This window comes from Paenibacillus sp. plas6 (genome assembly GCF_057221655.1).
In genome coordinates this window covers 4,213,251-4,237,340 of the sequence record NZ_CM170151.1, presented here as the reverse complement: position 1 = coordinate 4,237,340, position 24,090 = coordinate 4,213,251, and the positions used below count along the sequence as shown (strand labels likewise).

Sequence of the window (24,090 nt, the reverse complement as noted above, 5' to 3'; positions counted from 1 at the left end):
TATTTATCGATAGCGAAGCTGATCCCCTTGTAATAACAAAGACTTAAAGGATTGAGTAAACGGCTCGCTGGAATTTAAGCAATAATAAGCTACACCTCGAGATTCACAGGTTTTGCGCAGCTCACTCTGAAATGCTGCTACTCCTTGATAATACCGCTCCATCACCTGACTCGAGATAGCGACTTCGGTTGCAGAGCTCGTTTCTACATCGATTAATTTCAATTCACCTTCAAGATTTGGCTTTATTTCCTCACCATGTAAAATATGAACGAAAACAATTTCTTGTTGTCTAGCTTGCAAATTGGAAAGCAATTCCTCTAATCCTTGCTCGAATAAGCCATCTGAAAATATCCAAGTAATCCCAGCACGTCTCGGCAAATTACTTGCTTTACGAAATGCTGACATCGCATCAGAGCGATCAATATAAGCAGTTGATGGTTCTGACTTCAGCTGTTGTTGCTTAGCACGAATCATCTCTGCAAGCAGCTTCTGCATCGTAAACTTTGCCTGCTTTCCATAGAGATTAGGCAACTGCTGGCTAATGCTACTTTCGTCAAATAAACTTAATGTCATTCGATCCTCATTTTGCAGTGCAATATAGCCGATGCTTGCTGCAACTCGAAGAGCAAACATCCATTTATTTTGCTCATTTTCTCCAAAGCGTAGCATTGATTGACTGCTGTCCACATAAAGGTAAAAGCTGCGCTCCTGCTCATCCCAATATTGACGAATATAAGCTTTTCTAGTTCGACCATATAAGTTCCAGTCAATTCTGCGAATATCGTCACCGGCAATATATGGGCGATAATCAGCAAACTCAAGTGAACTACCTAAGCTGCTTGATTTTCGCTTTCCTGCCAGCATTCCTTTAGCTCTGAAATTTGCATTTAATAATAGGCTATCTAAAGTAGACAACCAGCCCTCATCTGGAAAAAGCAGCTTTAAATCTTGCAATCGTGAAGAAGCTTGTTGATCATCCATTTTTGCTCTCCTTCACCCTCTCTACATTAATTAAACTCTTGTTATGCACGATAGGAATACATGTCATACAGGGATAGACATGCAAAAAGTTAAAGCTTGCTGCGCTCCTGTTCAATTGAGTTAGTAATTTCCGCGATTAGCATATCACTGCTTATACCTTGTGCTTGTGCTTCATAGCTTAAACCGATTCGATGGCGCAGCACAGGTTTTGCGGTAACTGCAATATCGCCCCAAGAAATATGCCCTCTTCCTTGCATAAGCGCACGAACGCGCGATACTGAAATTAAGCTCTGCAATGCACGAGGTCCAGCTCCGTAGCGTACGTACTGTTTAATCATTGCAGGAGCATCCTCCTCATGAGCATGGGTACGCATAATAACAGAGACAGCTAGTTCAAGCATGTCCTCAGAGCAGATGACTTGTTTAGCTAAATGCTGTAACTGCTCTAACTGCATACCGTTTAATATAGCATTTGCAGCTATTTTCTCTGTTCCTGTAGTCCGTTTGACAATTTCTTTAAGTTCATTTCTTGAAGGATATTCAATTCCTATTTTTATTAAAAAGCGATCAAGCTGTGCCTCAGGCAATGGGTAAGTTCCTTCTTGCTCGATCGGGTTTTGTGTTGCAAGTACAAAAAATGGCTTAGGCAATGAGTAGCTCTCTCCCCCTGCTGTTACAGTCCCTTCTTGCATCGCTTCAAGCAAAGCACTTTGCGTTTTAGGTGTGGCACGGTTAATTTCATCGGCCAGCACTAAATTAGCAAATATCGGTCCTCTGCTAAATTTTTGCGAGTGAGAAGCTAATTCCAACAGCATTGTACCGGTTATATCCGCTGGCATTAAATCAGGCGTAAATTGAACACGGGAAAATTGTAAGTCTACCGCATCCGCTAATGTACGAATTAACATTGTCTTTCCTAGTCCAGGTATCCCTTCTAATAAAGCATGACCACCCGCTATTACACTCCATAGCAATTGCTCAACTACAACCTCTTGTCCGACAATAACTTTTCCTATTTCTTGCTTTAAATCAGCTATCCATTGCTGCGCTTGTTGAAATGTAATCCCTTGATTGTCCATTTTGCTCCTCCATTCAGATTGAAACCAATATTTAAATGTTATGTTACTCTGGTTGAATGGAATCAAAGTATTGTTGCACCTTTGATTGCATATGTGACGGTAAAGCAGAACGATTTAGAGAGTCTTTTGCTTCAGCCTCATACTGACGATACACCTCGGCATAATTTCCTTGCTGCCCGTCAATCATTGGGGAAATTCCACCTGAAATGACTTGCCCGCCAGTGCTTGGACCACCATCAACACTTATCTCGCTTTCCCCAGCAATTCGCGGTGTCGTTATCATTGCATGATTTCCAGGAGCATTGCCTGCACCGCTACCGCCTTGTCCTCCACCAGCGCCGCGACCACTCCCTTGTCCCGCTCCTTGTCCGGCTCCTTGACCATTACCTTGTCCTTGCCCTTGACCATTCCCTTGACCCGAACCTTGTTCGCTTCCTTGTCCTTGACTATTCCCCTCTCCTGATCCACTGTTAGCTTGCTCAGAGTCACCACCATTTCCTTGTCCGCCATTTGATTGACCTGCATTGTTGCCATCGATAGAGCTCTTAAATTGGTTAACTGCATTCGCTAAGCTTTCACTTAATGACGGATCTAAATCTGCCAGCAGATCGCTTAAACTATAAAGCTGCTCTGCCAATTCGTCACTTGCATTACTAAGTAATGAGCTTAACTGAGAAGCCGATAGCAATTGTGATAGTTCATTTGCAAGCTGCTCGACGGTTTGATCAGATATCTCCCCATCTTCTGTCAATTGCTGTGAAGCTTCATCAAACATTGAAGATAACTGTGTCTGCTGCTTTTCAAGTTGCTCTGCCAGCTGACGTAAAGCTTCAGACTGTTCCTCATTAAGTGCTTTAAGTGCTTCTCTTAACATATTCTGCTGCTGAGCACCTTGCTGCTGCATCGCTTCCTTCATCGCTTGTTGCAAACCTTGCAATGATTGTTGACGTTCCATTTCTTCTTGCAATTGACGAAGTTGCTCTGCCGAAGCTCCTTTTTCTTCAGTTAATTCTTTAAGCTGCTCTAAGGCTTGTTCAAGCTCTGTAATATTTTCCATTTCAAGCTGTTCTTGATGTTTCAATTGCTGCTGAAGTTCTTCTAGTGTGCTTATTAGTTCCTCCTGCTCTGCTTGCTCTAATGACGACTCTTCAATTTCTTCTTGTATTTGTTCAAGCTTATCAGATAACTCTTCTTTTATTTCTTCAGCTTGCTTGATTTGTTTTGCAACAGCGTCTTGTTCGTTTGGCCATGTGAAAAGAAAGCCGACTAAAATAATAGTTAACGACGTTAAATAACTCCATTTCTTTATATTCCAGCCTCGTTTATACGGAATCCGTTCCCTTAATTCTTGCTCATATTGCTTGGTTGAGAGCGCTGCTTGCTCAATGACAAGCTGTCCCATCATTGATTGCTTATTCTGCTCATTAAGGTTTAAGGCGGTTACAACGGCATCTTCACCAAGTTCAACATCAACAAGCTTTGCGGCCTCAAGTACACGCATACGTTTAAACCACATCATAATTAAGAAGATCACTATTCCAATCAACCATAATCCCGCAGCAATCCATTTGCTGTAAAGTATCGGTATCCATCTTGAAAGGAGCAGCAATACAAATGGTAATATTGCTCCGTATACGATACCCTGAACTAAGGCTATTAACAGCTTAACGCAGTTCCAACGGCGAGCTATTCTATTAAGTGATTGTATGATTGATGACATATCAGTCCCTCCTTTCACAGCTGCATTCAAATATGAGAAGAGGATGTTAAGACAGTCAGCACTAACTGACGATCAAAACATCCTTTGCAAAAATGCTACGGAATAACTAAATTATTACAAACACGATATAAATGTGTCCCTCATATTGATCGATTAACAAATCAATCGTTATTTTTTCGATGGGCGAAGCTTTTTAATAGCAGTAGCTAATGATAGAACTAATATCACTGTATAAAACACGACATATTCTAACCATAACGGGACGTAATCAAAAAATGTTTTTCCTGAATTATGGCTATTCACAATATCAAGATACCAATCTCCGCTATCAAAAACACTGTAAAGAGCAAATCCCGGATTTACTGCAAGAAAATGCAGCATCCAAGTCAAATCATAGTTTGAATTGCCGGAAAACAGATACTCATTAAAGATACTCATGAACAATAAAAATAATATTCCAGTCCCTGCAAACATAAATAAGACAACACCATATGTTACAATAACCGCAATCATTGTTCGCTTAAATATTGTCGAGAACATAATTCCGAACGATCCGAACACAAGCATGTTAAAGATGAAAAATAAAAATGCTGACAACAATTGATCAGGAGAAATACCTCCGTACAAAAAGACAATCCCATACAGCGGCAGCGAAGCAAAAACAATTAAAAACATAAAGCTTATACTGCTAATTAATTTACTGACAATAATCGTAAAAGACGATTGCTGGGTCGTTAATAACAAATTTAATGTTTGCTTTTCGCGCTCGCTGCTAATTACTCCAGCGGTAAGGCCTGGGGACATAAAGGCAATTAAGCCAAGCTGAGCAAAAGAAAGTACAATAAACGCAATCCCTGAGTAGTTATTGTCATAAGCGTTACGACCAGAACTAAGTCCGACAATGGAAAAGATAACAGCAGCAAACAGCCCCATTGCTATTAAATAAGCTAGCAAAGTCCACATTGCTTTTGCGCTGCGCATTCTTAGTCGATATTCCTTATCAATTACAGGATTTAGAAAAAACTGTTTAAGCGATTGAACGGGTGACCATTGGCTCATGCTTCATTACCTCCTCCTTTAGTAATCGCAAGGAAAATATCTTCCAAATCTGTTTGTGCCTCTTGAAACGAGATCACTTCAAATCCTGCAGCTATAATATTTCTTAGCAATGCAGCCTGCTCCTTATCTCCTCCGGAAAACTGTACCTCTAATGTCGAACCATCAATAAAAGTGCTTTGCACAAATGGTTGATCATTAAGATATTGCTTTAGTTCATCCTGACGATTAGCTAGCTTAATGCTGAGCTGACGTTTAGCCATTAACTGCTGTTGGATATGCTGAATATTCCCTACGGCAATCATTTCACCATGCTCAATTACGCCGATTTCATCAACCATTTCCGCTAGCTCCGGCAAAATATGAGAGGAAATAATTATCGTTTTCCCCATGCTTTTAAGTTCCTTTAATATTTCTCGCATTTCGATGCGTGCCCGCGGATCTAATCCAGAGGCTGGCTCATCCAAAATTAACAATTCAGGATCATGCACAAGACAACGGGCAAGACAGAGACGCTGTTTCATACCGCGTGACAACGAATCTACATAGGCATCTCGTTTATCTGATAAATTTACTAGCTCCAATAACTGTGGAATTAGCTTTTCTCGCTCCTTGCGCGGAATTCCATAGCTTCCACCATAAAAATGTAAATATTCATCTGTCTTAAATTGATCATATACTCCGAAAAAATCAGGCATGTACCCGATTTTTTTACGAACCTCATGAGGATATTGAGTGACATCAAGCCCATCGACCTTTGCTGTACCAGAAGTAGGGAGCAACAGCGTAGCAAGAATTAACATCGTTGTCGATTTACCCGCTCCATTTGGACCGACAAAGCCAAATACAGTTCCTTTTTTTATTTGCAGATCTATTCCTTTTAAGGCATGGAAGTTACCAAATTGCTTTTTCAAACCAGAAATTTCGATCATATATTCAGACATTACTGCACCTCGCTATCTAGCAGCAGCACCGGTATTGTGCCTTCATAATAAAAATTTTGTGAATTATCTAATTTAAGCTGGATCATGCCACTTTTTGATAAATATGGCTTAAGATCTATTTCAGTGTCATTTGCGGTTTCCCATTGCTGACTTTCTTCATTGTAAATTGAGTAGCTAATCCCTACTTGATTCGAAATATAATTCAAAACGAATTGTCCTAATAACGGTGCATCCTCTCTAACATCATTTACAGGGACAAAATATTTAAACAACAGTTCACCCTCATATAAAGTGAAATATTCTTGGTCGTCAATTGCATAAGAACCATCGCCAACTAAGTCAATAGATACTGGGAAAAGAGTTTTCTGCAGACCAAATTGAGTAAAGAGATCTGATAAATTAACAACCCACATTGTAAGCTCGTCGCTTTTAACTGGCTTGTTGTTGATCAAGTACTTTTCTGTATCATCATAGCTAAAGCCAACTAATGCAGCTCTGTAAGGCACAGTTTCATAAGGATAATCGAGCAATGCTGTTTCACGATTTAACTTATCCCAAGACAGTCTTGCCCCGCTAACTAAATTTCCGCCGTAGTTGTTACCATAATAGCGAGTAGAATAAGTTGGAATTACATAGTGTTGACCGCTAGCAGATGCAGAAAACGGTAAACGATAAGTCATATCCTTTCCAGCTTCGAGTGACCCAATATAATATAATTGACCATTATAGATAAGAGACAAATGATTTATTGCTTGATTCGTTTCGTTAGTTATTTGAATTGCCTCGTCATTATTGTCTTGTAAGTAACTAGCCTTTAAAGTGCCATATTGATCAGTTGGAAAAATTTGCTCACCTGTCAACACACTCTTCATTGTCCAATATTTATTATTTGTAAAAGTAACAGTGCGTTGATTTCCATCTATATTAATACGTTGATGTTTCTTCGTATCAACTTCGGAGTTACTTACATAATTTCGATTTGCGTAATTAATACGCGCATAGCTGTTATCAGGCAAAGTTAATGTAATATCCTTACTATTTGGAACGAACACTTTACTTGCCGCAATCTCTCTTACAGCTTCACCTTCAATTTGAGCAATTTTCACAGTATGAACATATTGCTCGGACTTATCTCTCGTGCCAATAAATAAAATAATGATTGTTGAACATACTGCTAGCACAGGAATTAACCACCATGACCACTCACGACGATCCATTCGACGCAGCACTAAATATAAAATTGGTGCAACAATTAAGGTATAAATAGCAAAAATAAGTAATAGCCAACCAACGTTTGGTGATTGCAATCTTGGAAAATTGCTAGTGCTGTTATCAAGCCCCCACCAGAAATCTGGCGGATAGAAGGTTCTTGTCAACAGTTCAGCATTTAATATTCTTTGAATGAATGAAGTTCTGCCATCCCAATTAGCGAAAGGCTTTAAACCTAGGTCAAAGGCGATATAGTAAACCTTTCCGCCTCCATAAGAACTATGAGCAATTATCGGAATACCGTTATACTCAAGCAATGACTTCCCTTTTATTAGCTTACCGTTAACGATCGTTAAAGGTTCAAGCTGTTCCTGGCTTTCGGCATAATTTGATAAGCTATTGGTCTCACCCCAGATCATAGTACTGCTGCCTTCAACTGGCATGATCTCAGCAAGTTTGGCAGCTGTCTGACTATAGCCAGCTCCACCGCCAACAAGCAAAGTGCCGCCGTTTGCAACCCAGTCTTTTAGCGCCTTAACTTTCTCCTCTGACCACTCTGAAGTCGCAACATCATTTAATGCGATAATCGAAAACATAGATAAGTCATGATGTGTGCTTGCATAAAAATCTTCCCCTAGTACAATCGGCGTAACGTCTATACCGTTATTGTTAAAAAATGCAACAAAGTTCAACGTGTCAGGATCGCTTGCAGCAATACCGATCACCTGATTGCTCGAAATCATTCGACCTTCCACATAACGTGTGCCATTTATCGCAACAGTATCTCCTTTAGATACGCCGCCTTCATAAAATTGTATTAGAGTGCCTTGCTTGGAAAAGGTTCCGTCTACTGTTAGCCTTGCTTCTATAGTACTTCCAGAAGTTATTTCAAGCGGCATAATGTGAGCAACAGAGTTTCCTTCGCTGTTCATGATATTTAAAACGAGATCCCCTTTTAAATCTCTACTAAAATTGTTGGTTAGCTCTAGTTTCACAGGTGTACTTACACCATTAACATACATCCCATTGTAACCAACTTCTGCTTCAACAAATAAGTTGCTAGTTTGCTTCGGCTTGTTCTCTTCAGTAGCCTGAGCTGTATAATTTGGAAGAAAAATAGCTAACATTGCTATACAACATACCAGGAAATAGAACCGTCTCCATTTTCTCTTTTTACTCACAAAAAGTCCCCTTCCTATCCTTTTAATACTTAATCATTATTGAGGCTTCCAAGCTCTTTTTTTCCATTAACATACATTTTAAAACAATTGTCATAATTACTATAACGTTTAAATACTGAAAAAGGTTGCATATATGCGTGATGTTGAAAAATACGTGACAGCTAAACGAACATTTAGTACAGTATTTGAGGGGGTTGATAAGATATGCAAATAACAAGTAAAAAAGTTCAGCGGATTCTCTTTATTATCGTGACCATATTGTTTTGGGTATCCATGTACATCTATGTCCCTATTCTATCACCATACTTATCCGCTTCAAATTATTCGTTAAAATTTATCGGTATTGTGCTAGCAAGCTACGGACTTGTACAATTACTTATTCGGTTTCCAATTGGTATTCTTTCAGATACATTAGGCAAGCGTAAACCATTTATCATTATTGGCATGTTAAGCACGACATTAAGCTGTCTACTGTTTTTAATCCCAGATCAATGGATTTGGCCATTGCTTGGACGAGCAATAGCAGGCATAAGTGCATCTACATGGGTCGCATTTACTGTTATGTATGCAAGCGGCTTCTCTAATGAAGAAATGCCTAAAGCTATGGGGCAAATTAGTCTATTAATCGTAGTTGGAGAAATGATCGGCATGCTGCTGTCAGGCTGGCTAATTGATCTAAGCGGAACGAGCACTCCGTTTATTTTTGGATCAGTCGTAGGATTTATTGGATTGTTACTTTCTCTATTTCTTTATGAGCCGCCAAGCGGGATAAAACGAGAGAACGGTATGTCCGTGAAGCTGCTCAACGAAGTAATCACAACAAAACCTTTATTAAAAGCCAGCTGGTTATCTATATTAGCTCATAGTGTCTTATTTATAACGATGTTTGGCTTTACACCACTTAAAGCTACGGAGCTAGGCGCTACAGGCAGTGAGCTTACTCTGCTTGTCTTTTGCTTTATGCTGCCGCATGCGCTAGCAGCAATTGCAACTAGCAAATGGTTTATTCCTAAGTTTGGAACAGAGGGAACGATACTACTGGCATTTCTAATTAGCGGAACTTGTACTTTAGGCTTAATTCTCGTTCCTAGTATGCCATGGATGTATGTAACACAAGCTGTAAATGGTTTCGCCCAAGGCTTGCACACTCCGCTTTTTCTTAGCCTAGCAATTGTTGATATTAAACCGCAAATGAAAGCAACGGCAATGGGCTTGTATCAAGCACTCTATGCGCTAGGAATGTTTTGTGGTCCATTTATTGCAGGGTATTTAAATAAAGCCTATGGGATCGATTATGGCTTTGCTCTTGGAGGCGTGTTTGCTTTTACTGCTGCCGCTTTTACCCTATATTGGCTGCTGCAAGAGAGAAAAGCAGCTCGTACAAAAGCAAGCTTAGCAGAAAAAACGAATGAAATTATGATTGGCAGCTCTTTTGAAAGGAACGAACAAGCATGAATAAGACATTAATCCTTGATGTAGGCGGGGTACTTGCAAGCAATTTAACTCCAACATTATGGGAGCATTTAGCCTCACTTGGCAATTGCGACAAGCAAGCACTTTATAGCGAGTATAAACGAGAGCTAAGTGAGCGGCTTTGGTGTGGTTTATGCTCTGAGGAGGATTGGCGAAGCTGGCTTATGAGCAAAGGAATTAAGTTAAGCTTTGAGCAAAGCAATCAGTTGATTGCCAAGCATCTCTGTCCGCTTCCAGCCATCGACAAGCTAGAGCATTGGGCGCAGCGTTGCAGTATTGTCGTTATGAGCAACCATCGCTCGGAATGGTTACTGCCATTACTGCACCCTTACAATAACTATTTGAAGCGCATTTATATTTCAGATAAAACAGGACTTTGCAAGCCCAATCCAAAATGGTTCCAAATCGTTGATCAAAGCTTGCCTCAGCTTGATGAAAAAATGTTTGTTGATGATAGCAATAAAAATGTAAATGCAGCTAAGCTCGTTGGCTGGCAAACAGTATTAGCAGACTCACAAGGTAACTGGATTAATAAAGTTGATAAATGGTTATATTCATAATTGCCATTGCGATCATTATCAGCATTAACCAAGTATCCTGCAGGCGCCATTTAATTACGGAATGAAAATGAGGCTGTTTATTAGGTCTATCATAGCCTCTTAACTCCAAGCTAGTTGCCAATTGATCTGCAAGCTTTAGAATGCTGCGAACGTAAGCTAATAGCAGCACAGGCAGCATTGACCAAGATATGCGGCGAACTTGCTTAAATCTACTACGGCTTAGCGCCTGCAGCCAAAGCCAACGCCCAGATAATAACGGGACAAAACGAAAAATTAACGATATCAGTAATGCGTAACTGTCTAAAGCGGGAAGCTTTTTACGACAATGCTTAAAACTTTGCTGTAATGCTCGCTGTAAACGAAATGGTGTCATTAGCGACAATAACGGCAAACCAAGTACAATAATAATGAATAGACTAAGCATCCGTTGAGCAATAGATAATGCCGATGTAAAGTGAAAAGCTAATGGAGAAAATGATAAACCTCCTACAAGCACAAGAATTAGCGCCATAAAGCTAAAACCTATAATAATGCCAAGCGATTGCTTTATATGACTGACTAACAGAAACATAACGACAATCGCTAATAAAGCATACAGGCCAATACTATACCAGCTATTCCATATAAATAGGCTCGCTGAGCATACTAGCATACAAAGCATTAATGCTCGCGGATCAAATATGTTTGTTAACGTACGAGCTAGCTTTTCGCGGTTATGCGGATCGTTGTTTACAGCTTTTTCGTTACTATAGCGACTATCGCTTATTAAGAAACTTGAGACATTCTCAATGTTAGAGTCTGCAATTAGCTTTTGATTAGTAGGCAGCGCATGTTTTTCGTCTAAATCACTGCTCATCTCATTAACGAATTGTAATCCTGTATGTGTTAACCCCAGATGACAATCAATAACTGGAACTAGCTCTGCCAGCTGATGGCTGACGATAATCGTTCCTCTGCCCTCTTTCTTTCTTGACGCAACTTTTTCAATGACAAGCTGTCTTGCAGCTCCATCAAGTCCAGCTAACGGCTCATCAAGCAGCAACCATTTCCCTTGTAAGCAAAATGCAATACTTAATGCAACACGTTTCTGCTCCCCTAAACTCATACTTAATAGCTCGCTGTTATGTCTAGAACAAGGAATACCAAACTCTTCCACGGCTTGTTTAAGTTTACGAAGCAAGTCCTGGTCAATTGAAGCATATTGCTTGGCGACCAGTGACAATTCTTGCTCTATTGTACTGCACAGCCACATCTCCTCTACATGCTGTGGCACATAATGAATTTGTTGCAGTACAGCTTTATTCCATAGAGTCGAAGAACGCCGCTTAACTGTACTGAGCGCTTTTCCATCAACATGGATACTGCCTTGTACGACCGGAGTTATCCCTGCTAAACCGCGCAATAATGTCGTTTTTCCCACTCCATTTTGCCCACTTAACAAATACTGCTTTCCTCCCTCGAAGCAGTAATTAATGGGATGTCTGCTTTCTTCTAATAATTTTACGTCTTTAAGCACGAGGTTAGCGCCTAATTTGCTTTGCGCATTAGCTATTTCGTTATAGATGCCACGCTCATGTATAACCACTTCGTTTGTGTTTTCTGCATTAGGAATTCGATCAATTGTAATTTTCCCATTCGACATTTCTGAGTTTGTGACAGATACAGCAGTTGCAGCCAGTTGTTGCTCAGTATTATTGATTTGCTCAACTTTACTAAAAAAACTGTTCTCCTTATTTAAAAGCAAATCGGCTGCTTTACCTTGATAAACAACCTCTAAGTCTTGCATTAGCCAAACGGTATCATCAGCTTCAAGCTCATCAAGCTGCTGTGTAATCCATAGCACGGCTATCCCTTTTTGCTTTGCAAGCTGACGAATCATCTTACATACACGCCATTTATTATCCTGAGAAAGCATAGATGTTGCTTCGTCTAATATAATGCAGGGAGCATCCATTAATAAGGCACCTGCAATAGCGACGAGCTGTCGTTCACCACCTGATAGCGATTCAAGCGGAACATGTTTTAATGCCAATAGTCCAAGACTTTGCAATAGCTCATTTATTAGTTGCTCAAGCTGTTCCGTATCAATCGGCTTGCCATATTGCTCATAGCTTATTAGCAAGTCCTCATATGGAGTCGAACCGAGCAAATAATCTGAGGTTACTTGAGTGATTATTGGATAAACTGCATTCCCCTGACGCTGCTCCTCTCCAGTTATCTTAATTCCCGTACGGCGCAGCCCACTAATAAATGTAGCAAGCGTACTTTTTCCTGAGCCATTATGTCCAATTATGGACACCCATTCTCCAGTATGTATCGTTACATTTATAGACTTTAATAGCAAAGAACGATCATAACTGCGAATAGGTTGAAGCTTTTTAGCAGCATATATGATAGAACGATTCAACATAAAAATTTATATCCCCCTATTCACAAAGTAGATAGTTTGTGCTACACTCCTATTGTTAACTTAATTTTAATAATAATAGGTTAACAATAAAATAGCAAGTTGAAAGGATGAACGGAATGAACTCAATTCCAATACGCTCATTAGTTTACACCGCACTCGGCAGTGCCCTATTTATCGTATTTTCTTTCTTACAACTTAAACTCGCTTTTTCTCCAGTGCCAATTACTTTTCAAACATTTGCTGTTATCTTAATTGGCATTATACTAAAACCGCGAGCTGCATTTATGAGTATCGCTATCGTTATTTTGCTCGGTTTGCTAGGCTTGCCAGTCTTTGGCGGCAAAAGCGGTATTGCTCATATTTTAGGCCCTACTGGTGGATTTATCATTTATTTCCCTTTTGGCGCAATGATAATTAGCTTTTTCATTAGCCGTTTAGAAGCAAAATTCTCTACAGCTAGCTTTGCAAAATATGCCCTTTGCTTACTCCTGTTTCTTTCATTTAGCTCTTGGTTTGCCTATGTTGTCGGTGTCCCATGGTTTATGGCTGTCTTAGATGAAATGACGCTTTTTCAAGCTCTCGGACTAGCTTGCCTGCCATTTTTACCTGGAGATGCAATGAAGGCAGTCATTGGTTTAATTCTCTATATTGCTTTACATAAGCAGTTTATGGGATTCCGAAATGAGCAGGGAGTAACGCTCAACCATTCACATAACAATCAGATTAATGCATAATCCGCTTTACTATCCTAGTCTCAAAAAAATAGCATCCTTTCTACTTAGCCTCTTTCGGCTTATGAAGAAAGGATGCTTATTTTGTTTACGCTACATTAGTCAATACATTCACTAGCTTCTGCTTTTTTAGGTGCATCTTCCAAATTAATTTTATCGGTCAATGTATCTCTAACAATAGAAATGACAAGCTGCAGCAAGTAATTAATATCTGATTGGCTTTGCTGAAATTCTCTAACAATCGGAATACTATCAAGCTCATCCTGCAATTCATCGATTTCTGCTTCAATTTTTTTGACCATTTCAGGATTTTTAAAAGTTTTTTCAAATGCAACGGCTTCTTTTTGTTTCTTTTTAATTTGTGCGATTAACTGCTGAACACGTTCGTGATTTTTAATTTTGGCTTCTGCTCGGCGATAGTATGCTACCTCTTCAGACTGAGCTAGCATATCAGCAAGCTCTCTTGCCTTTGCCTGCACATCTTCTTTTACTCGAAGGTCAACAATATGATAAGACTTTATCTCTGCATGATCACCTTTATGAGAGCAAGCCCCACCTGTCTCACCGCCATGCAGAAACAGCTTAGATTCTATTGATTGATGCAGCAACTTCATTATTATTCGCCCCTAAATTAGATATTTGACACTAATGAAGATTCAATTGGCTCTGCTTTAATATAAAAGCTTTGCGCCACCGTCACTTTTGCTTTGATTAGTTTACCAATCCATGCTTCTGGACCTTCAATATGAACAAGTTTGTTAGAGCGAGTGCGTCCTGAAAGCACTTTATCATTATTTTTACTTAAACCTTCGATCAATACTTCTACTTCTTGACCTAGCAATGCTTCATTTTTCTTGCGAGAAATATCAGCAAGCAGTTGATTTAAACGATATAAGCGCTGTTTTTTCATTTCAAGTGGCACATCATCTTCCATCACTGCAGCAGGTGTGCCTGCACGTGGAGAATAGATAAACGTAAATGCAGAATCAAAACCAACTTCTTGCACTAGACTTAGCGTTTCTTCAAACTGCTCCTCAGTTTCACCTGGGAAACCAACAATAATGTCTGTCGTTAACACTACGTTAGGAATAGCAGCTTTAATTTTAGCTACAAGTTCTAAATATTGCTCACGTGTGTATTTGCGGCTCATCCGTTTTAATACAGTCGAGCTACCAGATTGAACTGGAAGATGAATATGCTCTACAAGATTGCCGCCCTTAGCCAGCACTTGAATTAAATGATCATCAAAGTCACGCGGATGGCTTGTTGTAAAGCGAATACGCGGAATATCTATTTTTGAAATATCATCCATCAAATGACCGAAGCGATAATCAATATCTTCGAAATCTTTACCGTAAGCATTTACGTTTTGACCAAGCAACGTTACTTCTTGATAGCCTTCTCTTGCAAGTTGTCGAACTTCAGCAATAACGTCCTCAGGACGACGACTACGTTCTTTACCACGTGTATACGGTACGATACAGTACGTACAGAATTTATCACAGCCGTACATAATATTTACCCAAGCACGCATACCGTCACGTTTCTTAGGCATATTTTCAATAATATCGCCTTCTTTAGACCATACCTCAACAACAAGCTCTTTACTATAATACGCATCGCGCAACAGATGAGGCAAACGATGAATATTATGTGTACCGAAAATAAGATCGACAAACGTAAAGCGTTGCAATAAACGATTAACAACGGTTTCTTCTTGCGACATACAACCGCAAACACCAATAATAAGATCTGGTTTTTCTAGCTTTAAAGCTTTTAAATGTCCAAGCTCACCAAACACTTTTTCCTCGGCATTTTCACGAATTGCACATGTATTTAATAGAATAACATCTGCTTCCTTGCGATCTTCGGTTGCAGTATATCCCATTTCCTCGAACATACCCTTCATGACTTCAGAATCATGTTCGTTCATTTGGCAACCATATGTGTAGATTAAATAACGTCTTCCCGCCCCAAATTGCTTCATTTCTTCGGCAATGGCAAAATCATAATGCACTTGCACCTCTTGCTTGCCACGTTTTTTCTCTTCACGATGATCAGGTGCAGAATTTATTTGAATATTACGTCCTTTAATACGATATGTCTTTTTGCCATTTTCTTCGCTAATTAACTTTGCATCAGAAAAGTCAAAGTATTTGGAGTAGTCTTTACTTTCCTTTGACGACATATATATCCACTTCCTTTAGTATCGTTATTACAATTAACAGTCTCAATGCATCATTATAACATATATTATACACGATAAACAGCTAGTTCATATTTTCCTAGTTTAAAACAAAAATCCTCTTATGTCTTTATGCAGAAACGCATTATTACATAAAAGGATTTTATCATGATTTGCTATAAACTAACAGACTTGATTTTTAATCTATGTTAAAACCAAATTGTTAGTCAATAATTTCAGCGGTATCGCCATTGTTAATACCAGCAGCGTTCGCTTCATCTGTATCAATATGCATATCAAGAGCGAAGTCTGGAGATACACGAGCGATTACATTTTCAAATACAACACCACGCTCGCCACCAACAGCTACACGCAATCTTTGTTTATCTGTGATACCCCATTTTTCAGCGTCTGAAGTATGGAAATGAATATGGCGTGCTGCAATAATTACGCCTTCTTCAATTGTTACTTCGCCCGCAGGCCCTTTAATTGTAATACCAGCTGAACCAGCGATATCTCCTGATTCGCGAACTGGCGCTTTAACTCCTAGTGCAAATGAATCTGTACGGGAGATTTCAAGCTGAGTTGCTTTACGCGCTGGACCTAAAATTCTAACTTTAGGGAAAGATCCTTTTGGACCGATAACTGCAACTGTTTCATTTGCAGCGTATTGACCAGGCTGAGATAATGGCTTGAACTCAGTCAGTTGATAGCCTTTACCAAACAACTGCTCTACATGCTCCTGTGATAGATGAATATGTCTTGCTGATACGCCTACAGGCACTTTTTTTTCCATTTCTCGATACACTCCTTAAGTTCTTCCTTCTGCGAAAACATTCAAAAGGCATATGATGTCGCTCATATGCCTCTATCATACCACTTATTAAAAGCGAAGAACAAGCATTTGTGAAAATACGCACAAAATTTTCATAATTATTTTCAACTACTTATCGCTTCGCATTTAAATTTTTTATTAAAAACTGATATGAGTTCCGCCACATTATTTTTTCCACAATTTCATAATCGTAGTACTGCAGCAGAAGTTTTTCTAATTTATTTACATCACGGGGAGTTCTTAATCCATCAATGTGTGTATCGATCCCATCAAAATCAGAGCCTAGCATAATATGATTTTCTGCACCAAGCTTTAACATATGATCAATATGTTTAAGTAAATCGTTCATTGTTGCCTTAGCCCCTGTTACGACAAACCAAGGTACATAGGTAATACCAATTAATCCTTGGCTTTGAATAATCGCACTTATTTGTGCATCAGTTAAATTTCGCGGATGATCGCAGATGCTTTTTGCATTGGAATGAGAGGCAATCACTGGTTTACTGCTTATTTTCATTACATCCCAAAAGCTTCGCTCAGAAAGATGAGATACATCAATCGTTATACCTAACTTATTGCATTGTGTGACAAAGTCTCTGCCTAAGCTGGACAACCCTGAACCATTCGGCTCCATTACTCCATCTGCTGCCCAATTCATAGCATTCCATGTTAATCCTGCAAAGCGCACGCCTAAACGATAAAGCAATGAACTTAGAAAGATGTGCCCCTGTAAGCCATCTACTCCTTCCAAAGACAGTATCGCACCTACTTTATTTGTCGCTTTACAGCGCTCCACATCAATTGCTGAGTCAACAACAATGATATTGGGATGATTCGTTATCCGCTCATAAAAAATATCAATACTTTTCATAATCGTAATTATATCTTTGGGATGGTCTGATGGGATATAAATAGCAAATACTTGAATCATGTAATCGGCATCGAGTAAAGATTGTAACGTCACATCAAGTCTTTCTGAAAAATCTTCTTTGTGAAAATCTAATCTTTGTTCAACTAGCAATTTACTAATGACGTCACAATGAAAATCAATTTTCCGCATTACATCCCCTCCTACGATTAGAAATGTTAATTTTACTCAATGAAAGCAAATAACCTGTTTACCCTGGAGTAAACAGGTCGATAACGAATTTAAAACACAAATAATTTTCTAATCATTGTTGGTTATTCATGCTGTTAATTATCTAGGTTCAACGATAAGCTTAATCGCCGTTCGATCTTCTCCATCAATAACAATATCCGTGAATGCAGGAATACAAATCAAATCTACTCCACTAGGTGCAACAAAGCCACGAGCAATTGCAACAGCTTTAATCGCTTGGTTTAAAGCTCCTGCGCCAATTGCCTGTAACTCTGCTGCGCCACGTTCTCTAAGTACGCCTGCCAATGCTCCTGCTACTGAATTCGGATTAGATTTGGCTGATACTTTTAATACATCCATATTAAGAACCTCCCCTGGAATGTTTGATGGACTTTACTATACTATAATTATTCGTGAAATTTAGAAAGATTCCTGCACACAAAATTTTTATTATTTGAATTATTCAGAATTTTAAAAGAACGATAAAATAAAAAGGCCGCTTATTTCATAAGCAGCCATGAATCTTCTGTTAATCTAATCTTTTCAATTTTTATTGCCCGTCCGCTCTTACTATCTAGCTCCGCAACAATTGCATGAAAATGCCATTTCCCCTCATCTACAACAAAACGCGATGGCATACCAGTAAGAAAACGGTGTAACACAGCTTCCTTCTGCATTCCAAGCACACCTTCCTTGGAGCCAACCATCCCTACATCGGTAATAAATGCCGTTCCATTTGGCAAAATGGTATCGTCGTTAGTTTGAACATGAGTATGTGTACCAACTACGATTGAAGCTTTACCATCAAGATGCCAACCCATCGCGATTTTCTCAGAAGTGACTTCAGCATGGAAATCAACTAAAATATGCGGAGTAATCTTGCTCGCTTCTTCAATTAATTTATCTGCGGTCATAAATGGGCAGTCAATCGGCGGCAAAAATGTTCTCCCTTGAATATTGATAATCGCTAGCTTTTTACCATTCGCATTAATGATTGCTAGTCCTTTACCTGGTGCGGAATGATGAAAATTCGCTGGTCTAACAATTCGAGGTTCATCATCCATCCACTCAAAAATATTTTTATTGTCCCAGGTGTGATTTCCCATTGTAATGCCATGAATACCCCAATCATAAAAATCATTGGCGATTTGGCGGGTAATCCCTCTACCTGCCGCTGCGTTTTCACCATTAGCAATAATGATGTCCGGATTATGCTTATCTTTTAATGCTGGCAAAACGCGTTTTACTGCTTCTCTGCCGACACTCCCAACAATATCACCAATAAATAGTACTTTCATTTGTAACCATCCTTATCTATATCCTACATAAAATAGAGAAGTGGCTGTTCCCAGCCACTCCCCTACGAGCATTCTTACTTAGCATATTCAACGGCTCTCGTTTCACGAATAACCGTAACTTTAATATGACCTGGATAGTCTAGCTCGCTTTCAATTTTCTTCGTAATGTCACGAGCAAGACGGAATGCTTCTGTGTCATCGATTTTATCAGGTTGAACCATAACACGAACTTCACGCCCCGCTTGAATCGCGTATGATTTTTCGACACCATCAAATGATTCCGTAATCGCTTCAAGCTTCTCTAAACGTTTAATGTACGTTTCTAATGTTTCACGACGAGCACCTGGTCTTGCAGCAGATAATGCATCAGCTGCTCCTACAAGCATTGCAATAACCGAGGTCGCTTCTGTATCACCATGATGAGATGCAATACTGTTAATAACGACAGGATGTTCTTTATACTTTTTAGCAAGTTCAACACCAATCTCGACATGTGAGCCTTCAACCTCATGATCGAGTGCTTTACCAATATCATGTAATAGACCGGCACGTCTAGCTAAAACTACATCTTCACCTAGCTCTGCAGCCATTAAGCCAGCTAAATAAGCAACCTCCATAGAGTGCTTAAGCACATTTTGACCATAACTTGTACGATACTTTAATCGACCAAGGATTTTGATGAGATCTGGATGCAGACCATGCACACCAACCTCAAAAGTCGCTTGTTCACCATATTCACGTACACGATCATCGATTTCTTTGCGTGATTTTTCAACCATTTCCTCAATACGTGCAGGATGGATACGACCATCCGCAACAAGCTTCTCAAGTGAAGTACGAGCGATTTCACGTCGGATTGGATCAAAGCCAGACAATATGACCGCTTCCGGTGTATCGTCGATAATTAGATCAATACCGGTCAAGGTTTCCAGTGCGCGGATATTTCGACCTTCACGCCCGATAATACGTCCCTTCATTTCTTCATTTGGTAGCGTTACAACCGAAACCGTTGTTTCAGCTACATGATCAGCTGCACAGCGCTGAATCGCAAGTGAGATAATGTTTCGAGCCTTTTTATCAGCTTCTTCTTTTGCTTGCTGCTCAATATCCTTAATCATCTGTGCAGTCTCATGACGCACCTCTTGTTCCACATTGGATAGAATTATCGTTCTAGCATCTTCCATCGTCAGATTGGAAATACGTTCTAATTCACTGAGCTGTTGCTTGTAGAGCAAATCGATCTGTTGCTGTGTTTCCTCGATTCGTTTCTCCTTGCTGGCTATAGCCTCTTCTTTGCGTTCTAAGATCTCTAGTTTCTTATCCAGCGATTCTTCTTTTTGAAGCAATCGTCTTTCCAAACGTTGTGTTTCGTTACGACGTTCACGAATGTCCCTTTCAGCTTCAGTACGCAGTTTGTGGACTTCATCTTTTGCTTCAAGCACAGTTTCTTTCTTAACAGCTTCAGCTTCCTTCTTCGCATTCTCTATAATTTGAACGGCAGCTTCTTCTGCACTAGAAATTTTTGCTTCAGCAATCGATTTTCGTATCATGTAACCAATTCCAAAGAAAATTGCGCCAACAAGGATACAAACGAGGGCCCAGATTATATGTTCCATCTTGTTCACCTCCTTGTTGCATACCCAGGGTCGAGCCCTGAGATGTTGTTTGGTTTTAACCGGTTTCCACACCGCATTAATTACGCCATTAGACGAAAAACAAACATTTCGCATCAATTTTTGGAAGTAAAATTGATACAAAAATTTTAGGAATACTCCTTCATTTTATCTTTTCGGAAAATCAATTGTCAAGCAATTCCCGAATTATCCCTCGTCTGCTCTCTTTTTTGCATCATTTTCTAGCATTTTCATAACTTCTCGGCTAATTGCTCGTGAATATCCACGACGTACAAGAAATTGCATCAGTTTTCGACGAATTTCTACTTCTGTTCCTTGCAGACTGTACAGTTTTTTTTGCGCAGCCTTGTAAGCCCCTGCAAGCTCAGCTTCTTCGTCCACCTTTGCCAGTGCTTGCTCTATAATTGAACTTGAAATCCCTTTCCCTTTAAGCTCCATTGCGATTCGCAATTTGCCTTTTCCCTGTTTGCCCATTCGCGCATTCACATATTGCATTGCATATTCTTTATCGTTCATATATCCTTCACTTGTTAAGCGAGATAGTGCGTTCGAGATGTGCTGTTCGCTAAATTGCTGTCTTCTTAAATAAAGGGCAAGCTGCTGACTGCTGCGCGCCTTGGCAGCTAAGTAACGAATTGCTTTAATGTACGCAAGATAATTTGCGTTCTCATCTATAATTTCGTCAATTAGAGAAGAAGTTAAACTCTTACCTTTTACCAACTGATAAGAAATAAAAATATCCTCATGCACCTCTAATGGTTCAGGCAAAATATCGATTGTAATGCGATAAATTTTCGCTTGCTTGCTGCTTACTTTAACAGATGTAATTAGTCCTTCTGCTTGTTTCATCGTATTGCTTGCTCACCTCATTTTCAGCAAATTACCTCGTTATAATGAAGAAGCTGTTCAGGATGTCAGCGAGAAACTGACAAGCTGAACAGCTTAATAACGCTCCAGAATAGTTCCGGAATAATCCTCTTTCTTCCGCTTTTTAAAGCCTGTTGCATTTATTAATTTCTGTGACTGCAACAGGCTTTGAGGGCAGATCTCTCCCGTTTTCCAGACGTTTATTCCTTTGCTCGGAGTGCTATATTGCAGCTAGAATAGTCTAATCCTTAATGAATTTAGTTAGAAACGCTGCTTAAAATAGTTCGTCTAGCTCATCCTCTTCTTCCTCAGCAAAGCTAGCAGGAAGAGCAGCAGTAAGATCTGAAGATTCACGAATTTGACTTTCAATGGTTTGAGCAATTTCAGGATGCTCTTTTAAGAATTGCTTAGCATTTTCACGGCCTTGACCTAAACGCTCACCATTGTACGAGAACCATGCTCCACTCTTTTGAACGATATCCATTTCAACACCAATATCGATAATGCTGCCCTCTTTGGAAATACCTTCTCCGTACATAATATCGATTTCAGCTTGCTTAAATGGAGGAGCCATTTTATTTTTAACTACTTTAATACGAGTACGGTTACCAACCATTTCATTGCCTTGCTTTAAAGTTTCAACACGGCGAACATCTAAACGAACGCTGGAGTAGAACTTTAACGCACGACCACCAGGCGTTGTTTCTGGATTTCCGAACATAACGCCAACTTTTTCACGAAGCTGGTTAATAAAAATGGCAATTGTTTTTGATTTTGAAATCGCACCTGAAAGCTTACGCAGCGCTTGTGACATTAGGCGTGCTTGTAAGCCGACATGAGAATCGCCCATATCCCCTTCAATTTCTGCCTTCGGTACAAGAGCAGCAACAGAGTCAATAACAACGATATCAACAGCACCGCTGCGTACAAGTGCTTCAGCGATTTCTAGCGCTTGCTCCCCTGTATCAGGTTGGGACAGCAACAGCTCGTCAATATTAACGCCCAGTTTGCTGGCATATAGCGGATCTAGCGCATGCTCTGCATCAATAAAAGCAGCTTGTCCACCAGCACGTTGAACCTCAGCTATAGCATGCAAAGCAACTGTTGTTTTACCAGAAGATTCTGGTCCATATACTTCAATAATACGACCTCGTGGATAACCACCAATTCCTAATGCAATATCAAGAGCAAGGGAACCGCTAGAAACGGTTTCTACTTGCATATGTGTAGATTCACCTAATCTCATAATTGAGCCTTTACCAAATTGCTTTTCAATTTGACGAAGCGCATTGTCAAGCGCTGCACGACGATCACTCACGAAATTCACATCCTTCAATGTTTATATTAGTATAATACCTTACTTATCCCTTCTTGCCAATAGTTTTTTCGAACACACATTCGTATTTTTTGTGTCGCGATGCATCTCTTTGCATTTAAAAAAGAGAAACCGCGACAAAACAGCGTTCCGTCACGGTTCTTCCATGAATAATTATATTGTATCGAAATCCAGCTTTCTCTACAAGATATGAAGTGATTTTTTTCCAATTCTAGTTAATTTAATAAATCTACATGTTCTTTAAGTGCTTGCCATAAGCGGAACTGTAAATTTTTCACCGCTTTAAGCTGAATTGATGCTCGATCACCAGTAAGTTTTAACTCAAATACTTTCGTTTCTTTTCCTTTTTCAGCAATACCAATAAACACTTGACCGACAGGTTTACCTTCACTTGTGCTTGGACCTGCTACACCAGTAATAGAAACGCCAAAAGTAGAGTCAAGCAGCTCACGTACCTTTTCCGCCATAAGCTGGGCTGTAGAGCTGCTAATCGCTCCTGGCGCATGTTCCCCTTCTAACTGCGACATAGGAATGTTAAGCAGCTTATGCTTCATCTCATTCGTATAAGTAACTACTCCGCCGACAAAGCATGAAGAACCAGTAGGAACTTTAGTAATCAGTTCGGCAAATAAGCCACCACTGCAGCTTTCTGCAGAAGCAAGTGTATAATTTTTACTTTGCAGCATACGAACGATTTGTCGCTCAATTGGAATGTCCTCAACTGCATATAAATAATCGCCAACTATCGCTTTAACCTGCTCGATCGTTGCCTGCAGTTTAATATTTGCTTCATCCTCACTGCTTGCCTTTGTAGAGACACGAACTGTAACCTCACCCTCCTTGGCATATGGAGCAAGTGTTGGATCAGTTTGACCATCAATTAATGGAAGCAGCTTTGCCTCCAAATTGGATTCACCGATTCCAGCAAATTTCAGTAGCTTGGAGTAGAGAGGCTGCTGCTCTCCCCGCATAACCTCACGCAGCCAGGCTACAGCCGGTCCATTAAGCATCGTATTCATTTCTTTAGGCGGTCCAGGAAGCAACACATAATACGTGCCATCCTCAACTAGTGCATTACCTACGGCAAGCCCTGCTTCATTAGGTAACGTCACCGCACCTTCAATCGTATGTGCTTGACGGATATTACTTTCTACCATTTCAATTCCACGACCTTCAAACAAGGCCTTTATTTTCAGCAAAGCTGGCTGATCTATTTCTAGTTTGCGGCCTAAATAAGATGCTAGTACATCTTTCGTTAAATCATCCTGTGTCGGTCCGAGTCCGCCAGTAAAAATTAACAGATTAGCTCGTCCTCTAGCGATGTTAATCGCTTGCTCAATACGAGCAGCATTATCTCCAACAACCGTTTGAAAATATACATCAATGCCAAGCTCTGCTAACTTTAATGAAATGTCTCGTGCATTAGAATTTACAATTTGACCTAATAGCATTTCAGTTCCTACTGCAATAATTTCTGCTTTCATAAATGCAC

At 39.8% G+C, this 24,090-nt stretch carries 20 protein-coding genes; 3 read left to right on the top strand and 17 right to left on the bottom strand.

The features are described 5' to 3' along the window. Window positions 1-3: 3 nt before the first annotated feature. The 6 genes from AC2TDL_RS18785 to AC2TDL_RS18760 all read right to left on the bottom strand — a co-directional run bounded on the left by AC2TDL_RS18785 (window position 4) and on the right by AC2TDL_RS18760 (window position 8,116). Window positions 4-981: a DUF58 domain-containing protein gene (locus tag AC2TDL_RS18785; RefSeq protein ID WP_484697585.1), complete on the bottom strand. Its 978-nt coding sequence runs from the start codon at window positions 979-981 to the stop codon at window positions 4-6. A gap of 89 nt (window positions 982-1,070) precedes the next feature. After that, a complete protein-coding gene (locus tag AC2TDL_RS18780) occupies window positions 1,071-2,060 on the bottom strand; it encodes an AAA family ATPase (RefSeq protein WP_484697584.1) in 990 nt (329 codons plus the stop codon). 43 nt (window positions 2,061-2,103) lie between these two features. Next, window positions 2,104-3,780: a hypothetical protein gene (locus tag AC2TDL_RS18775; protein WP_484697583.1), complete on the bottom strand. Its 1,677-nt coding sequence runs from the start codon at window positions 3,778-3,780 to the stop codon at window positions 2,104-2,106. Window positions 3,781-3,948: 168 nt separating this feature from the next. Continuing rightward, entirely contained in the window at window positions 3,949-4,839 is an 891-nt protein-coding gene (locus AC2TDL_RS18770; RefSeq protein WP_484697582.1) for an ABC transporter permease, read from the bottom strand. Next, complete coding sequence (locus AC2TDL_RS18765) at window positions 4,836-5,768, bottom strand: ABC transporter ATP-binding protein (RefSeq protein WP_484701291.1); 933 nt, start codon at window positions 5,766-5,768, stop codon at window positions 4,836-4,838. The genes AC2TDL_RS18770 and AC2TDL_RS18765 overlap by 4 nt, the downstream gene beginning before the upstream one ends. A gap of 11 nt (window positions 5,769-5,779) precedes the next feature. Then, the gene (locus tag AC2TDL_RS18760; protein ID WP_484697581.1) at window positions 5,780-8,116 is read right to left on the bottom strand and encodes a DUF7408 domain-containing protein; all 2,337 of its coding nucleotides are present in this window, start codon (window positions 8,114-8,116) and stop codon (window positions 5,780-5,782) included. A 258-nt stretch (window positions 8,117-8,374) separates the two neighbouring features. On the opposite strand from AC2TDL_RS18760, the gene AC2TDL_RS18755 reads away from it, so the two are divergent. Continuing rightward, window positions 8,375-9,625 carry an MFS transporter gene (locus AC2TDL_RS18755; RefSeq protein ID WP_484697580.1) on the top strand — a complete coding sequence of 417 codons (1,251 nt, stop codon included), beginning with the start codon at window positions 8,375-8,377 and terminating at the stop codon, window positions 9,623-9,625. After that, window positions 9,622-10,203, top strand: coding sequence for an HAD-IA family hydrolase (locus tag AC2TDL_RS18750; protein WP_484697579.1), 582 nt, complete (start codon window positions 9,622-9,624; stop codon window positions 10,201-10,203). Before AC2TDL_RS18755 ends, AC2TDL_RS18750 begins: the two co-directional genes overlap by 4 nt. On the opposite strand, the gene AC2TDL_RS18745 is transcribed toward AC2TDL_RS18750, so the two are convergent. After that, window positions 10,172-12,613, bottom strand: a complete 2,442-nt coding sequence (locus tag AC2TDL_RS18745) for an ATP-binding cassette domain-containing protein (protein ID WP_484697578.1) — start codon at window positions 12,611-12,613, stop codon at window positions 10,172-10,174. The genes AC2TDL_RS18750 and AC2TDL_RS18745 overlap by 32 nt on opposite strands. A 116-nt stretch (window positions 12,614-12,729) precedes the next feature. On the opposite strand from AC2TDL_RS18745, the gene AC2TDL_RS18740 reads away from it, so the two are divergent. Continuing rightward, on the top strand, window positions 12,730-13,347 hold the full coding sequence (locus tag AC2TDL_RS18740) for a biotin transporter BioY (protein ID WP_484697577.1): 618 nt from the start codon (window positions 12,730-12,732) through the stop codon (window positions 13,345-13,347). Window positions 13,348-13,442: 95 nt separating this feature from the next. Here the strand turns inward: AC2TDL_RS18740 and AC2TDL_RS18735 are convergent, their stop codons facing one another. From AC2TDL_RS18735 to AC2TDL_RS18690, 10 genes are all read right to left on the bottom strand, one after another. Beyond that, complete coding sequence (locus AC2TDL_RS18735; protein WP_484697576.1) at window positions 13,443-13,958, bottom strand: YlbF/YmcA family competence regulator; 516 nt, start codon at window positions 13,956-13,958, stop codon at window positions 13,443-13,445. Between the two features lie 17 nt (window positions 13,959-13,975). Further along, complete coding sequence (gene miaB / locus AC2TDL_RS18730; RefSeq protein ID WP_484697575.1) at window positions 13,976-15,532, bottom strand: tRNA (N6-isopentenyl adenosine(37)-C2)-methylthiotransferase MiaB; 1,557 nt, start codon at window positions 15,530-15,532, stop codon at window positions 13,976-13,978. Window positions 15,533-15,752: 220 nt separating this feature from the next. Next, window positions 15,753-16,325: a phosphate propanoyltransferase gene (locus AC2TDL_RS18725; protein WP_484697574.1), complete on the bottom strand. Its 573-nt coding sequence runs from the start codon at window positions 16,323-16,325 to the stop codon at window positions 15,753-15,755. Between the two features lie 151 nt (window positions 16,326-16,476). After that, complete coding sequence (locus AC2TDL_RS18720; RefSeq protein WP_484697573.1) at window positions 16,477-17,424, bottom strand: dipeptidase; 948 nt, start codon at window positions 17,422-17,424, stop codon at window positions 16,477-16,479. A gap of 138 nt (window positions 17,425-17,562) precedes the next feature. Then, window positions 17,563-17,823: a stage V sporulation protein S gene (locus AC2TDL_RS18715; RefSeq protein ID WP_025335291.1), complete on the bottom strand. Its 261-nt coding sequence runs from the start codon at window positions 17,821-17,823 to the stop codon at window positions 17,563-17,565. 140 nt (window positions 17,824-17,963) lie between these two features. Then, on the bottom strand, window positions 17,964-18,761 hold the full coding sequence (locus AC2TDL_RS18710; RefSeq protein ID WP_484697572.1) for a TIGR00282 family metallophosphoesterase: 798 nt from the start codon (window positions 18,759-18,761) through the stop codon (window positions 17,964-17,966). A gap of 74 nt (window positions 18,762-18,835) precedes the next feature. Next, on the bottom strand, window positions 18,836-20,377 hold the full coding sequence (gene rny / locus AC2TDL_RS18705; protein WP_484697571.1) for a ribonuclease Y: 1,542 nt from the start codon (window positions 20,375-20,377) through the stop codon (window positions 18,836-18,838). A 204-nt stretch (window positions 20,378-20,581) separates the two neighbouring features. Further along, window positions 20,582-21,244, bottom strand: coding sequence for a regulatory protein RecX (locus tag AC2TDL_RS18700; protein ID WP_484697570.1), 663 nt, complete (start codon window positions 21,242-21,244; stop codon window positions 20,582-20,584). Window positions 21,245-21,536: 292 nt separating this feature from the next. After that, window positions 21,537-22,580, bottom strand: coding sequence for a recombinase RecA (gene recA / locus AC2TDL_RS18695; RefSeq protein ID WP_484697569.1), 1,044 nt, complete (start codon window positions 22,578-22,580; stop codon window positions 21,537-21,539). Window positions 22,581-22,813: 233 nt separating this feature from the next. Then, entirely contained in the window at window positions 22,814-24,082 is a 1,269-nt protein-coding gene (locus tag AC2TDL_RS18690) for a competence/damage-inducible protein A (RefSeq protein WP_484697568.1), read from the bottom strand. Between the last annotated feature and the right edge of the window lie 8 nt (window positions 24,083-24,090).

What these genes read in the sequence shown, in the direction of transcription:
- AC2TDL_RS18785 (WP_484697585.1), bottom strand. Translation starts at nt 981, where the DNA reads ATGGATGATCAACAAGCTTCTTCACGATTGCAAGATTTAAAGCTGCTT.
- AC2TDL_RS18780 (WP_484697584.1), bottom strand. Translation starts at nt 2,060, where the DNA reads ATGGACAATCAAGGGATTACATTTCAACAAGCGCAGCAATGGATAGCT.
- AC2TDL_RS18775 (WP_484697583.1), bottom strand. Translation starts at nt 3,780, where the DNA reads ATGTCATCAATCATACAATCACTTAATAGAATAGCTCGCCGTTGGAAC.
- AC2TDL_RS18770 (WP_484697582.1), bottom strand. Translation starts at nt 4,839, where the DNA reads ATGAGCCAATGGTCACCCGTTCAATCGCTTAAACAGTTTTTTCTAAAT.
- AC2TDL_RS18765 (WP_484701291.1), bottom strand. Translation starts at nt 5,768, where the DNA reads ATGATCGAAATTTCTGGTTTGAAAAAGCAATTTGGTAACTTCCATGCC.
- AC2TDL_RS18760 (WP_484697581.1), bottom strand. Translation starts at nt 8,116, where the DNA reads ATGTTAGCTATTTTTCTTCCAAATTATACAGCTCAGGCTACTGAAGAG.
- AC2TDL_RS18755 (WP_484697580.1), top strand. Translation starts at nt 8,375, where the DNA reads ATGCAAATAACAAGTAAAAAAGTTCAGCGGATTCTCTTTATTATCGTG.
- AC2TDL_RS18750 (WP_484697579.1), top strand. Translation starts at nt 9,622, where the DNA reads ATGAATAAGACATTAATCCTTGATGTAGGCGGGGTACTTGCAAGCAAT.
- AC2TDL_RS18745 (WP_484697578.1), bottom strand. Translation starts at nt 12,613, where the DNA reads ATGTTGAATCGTTCTATCATATATGCTGCTAAAAAGCTTCAACCTATT.
- AC2TDL_RS18740 (WP_484697577.1), top strand. Translation starts at nt 12,730, where the DNA reads ATGAACTCAATTCCAATACGCTCATTAGTTTACACCGCACTCGGCAGT.
- AC2TDL_RS18735 (WP_484697576.1), bottom strand. Translation starts at nt 13,958, where the DNA reads ATGAAGTTGCTGCATCAATCAATAGAATCTAAGCTGTTTCTGCATGGC.
- miaB (WP_484697575.1), bottom strand. Translation starts at nt 15,532, where the DNA reads ATGTCGTCAAAGGAAAGTAAAGACTACTCCAAATACTTTGACTTTTCT.
- AC2TDL_RS18725 (WP_484697574.1), bottom strand. Translation starts at nt 16,325, where the DNA reads ATGGAAAAAAAAGTGCCTGTAGGCGTATCAGCAAGACATATTCATCTA.
- AC2TDL_RS18720 (WP_484697573.1), bottom strand. Translation starts at nt 17,424, where the DNA reads ATGCGGAAAATTGATTTTCATTGTGACGTCATTAGTAAATTGCTAGTT.
- AC2TDL_RS18715 (WP_025335291.1), bottom strand. Translation starts at nt 17,823, where the DNA reads ATGGATGTATTAAAAGTATCAGCCAAATCTAATCCGAATTCAGTAGCA.
- AC2TDL_RS18710 (WP_484697572.1), bottom strand. Translation starts at nt 18,761, where the DNA reads ATGAAAGTACTATTTATTGGTGATATTGTTGGGAGTGTCGGCAGAGAA.
- rny (WP_484697571.1), bottom strand. Translation starts at nt 20,377, where the DNA reads ATGGAACATATAATCTGGGCCCTCGTTTGTATCCTTGTTGGCGCAATT.
- AC2TDL_RS18700 (WP_484697570.1), bottom strand. Translation starts at nt 21,244, where the DNA reads ATGAAACAAGCAGAAGGACTAATTACATCTGTTAAAGTAAGCAGCAAG.
- AC2TDL_RS18690 (WP_484697568.1), bottom strand. Translation starts at nt 24,082, where the DNA reads ATGAAAGCAGAAATTATTGCAGTAGGAACTGAAATGCTATTAGGTCAA.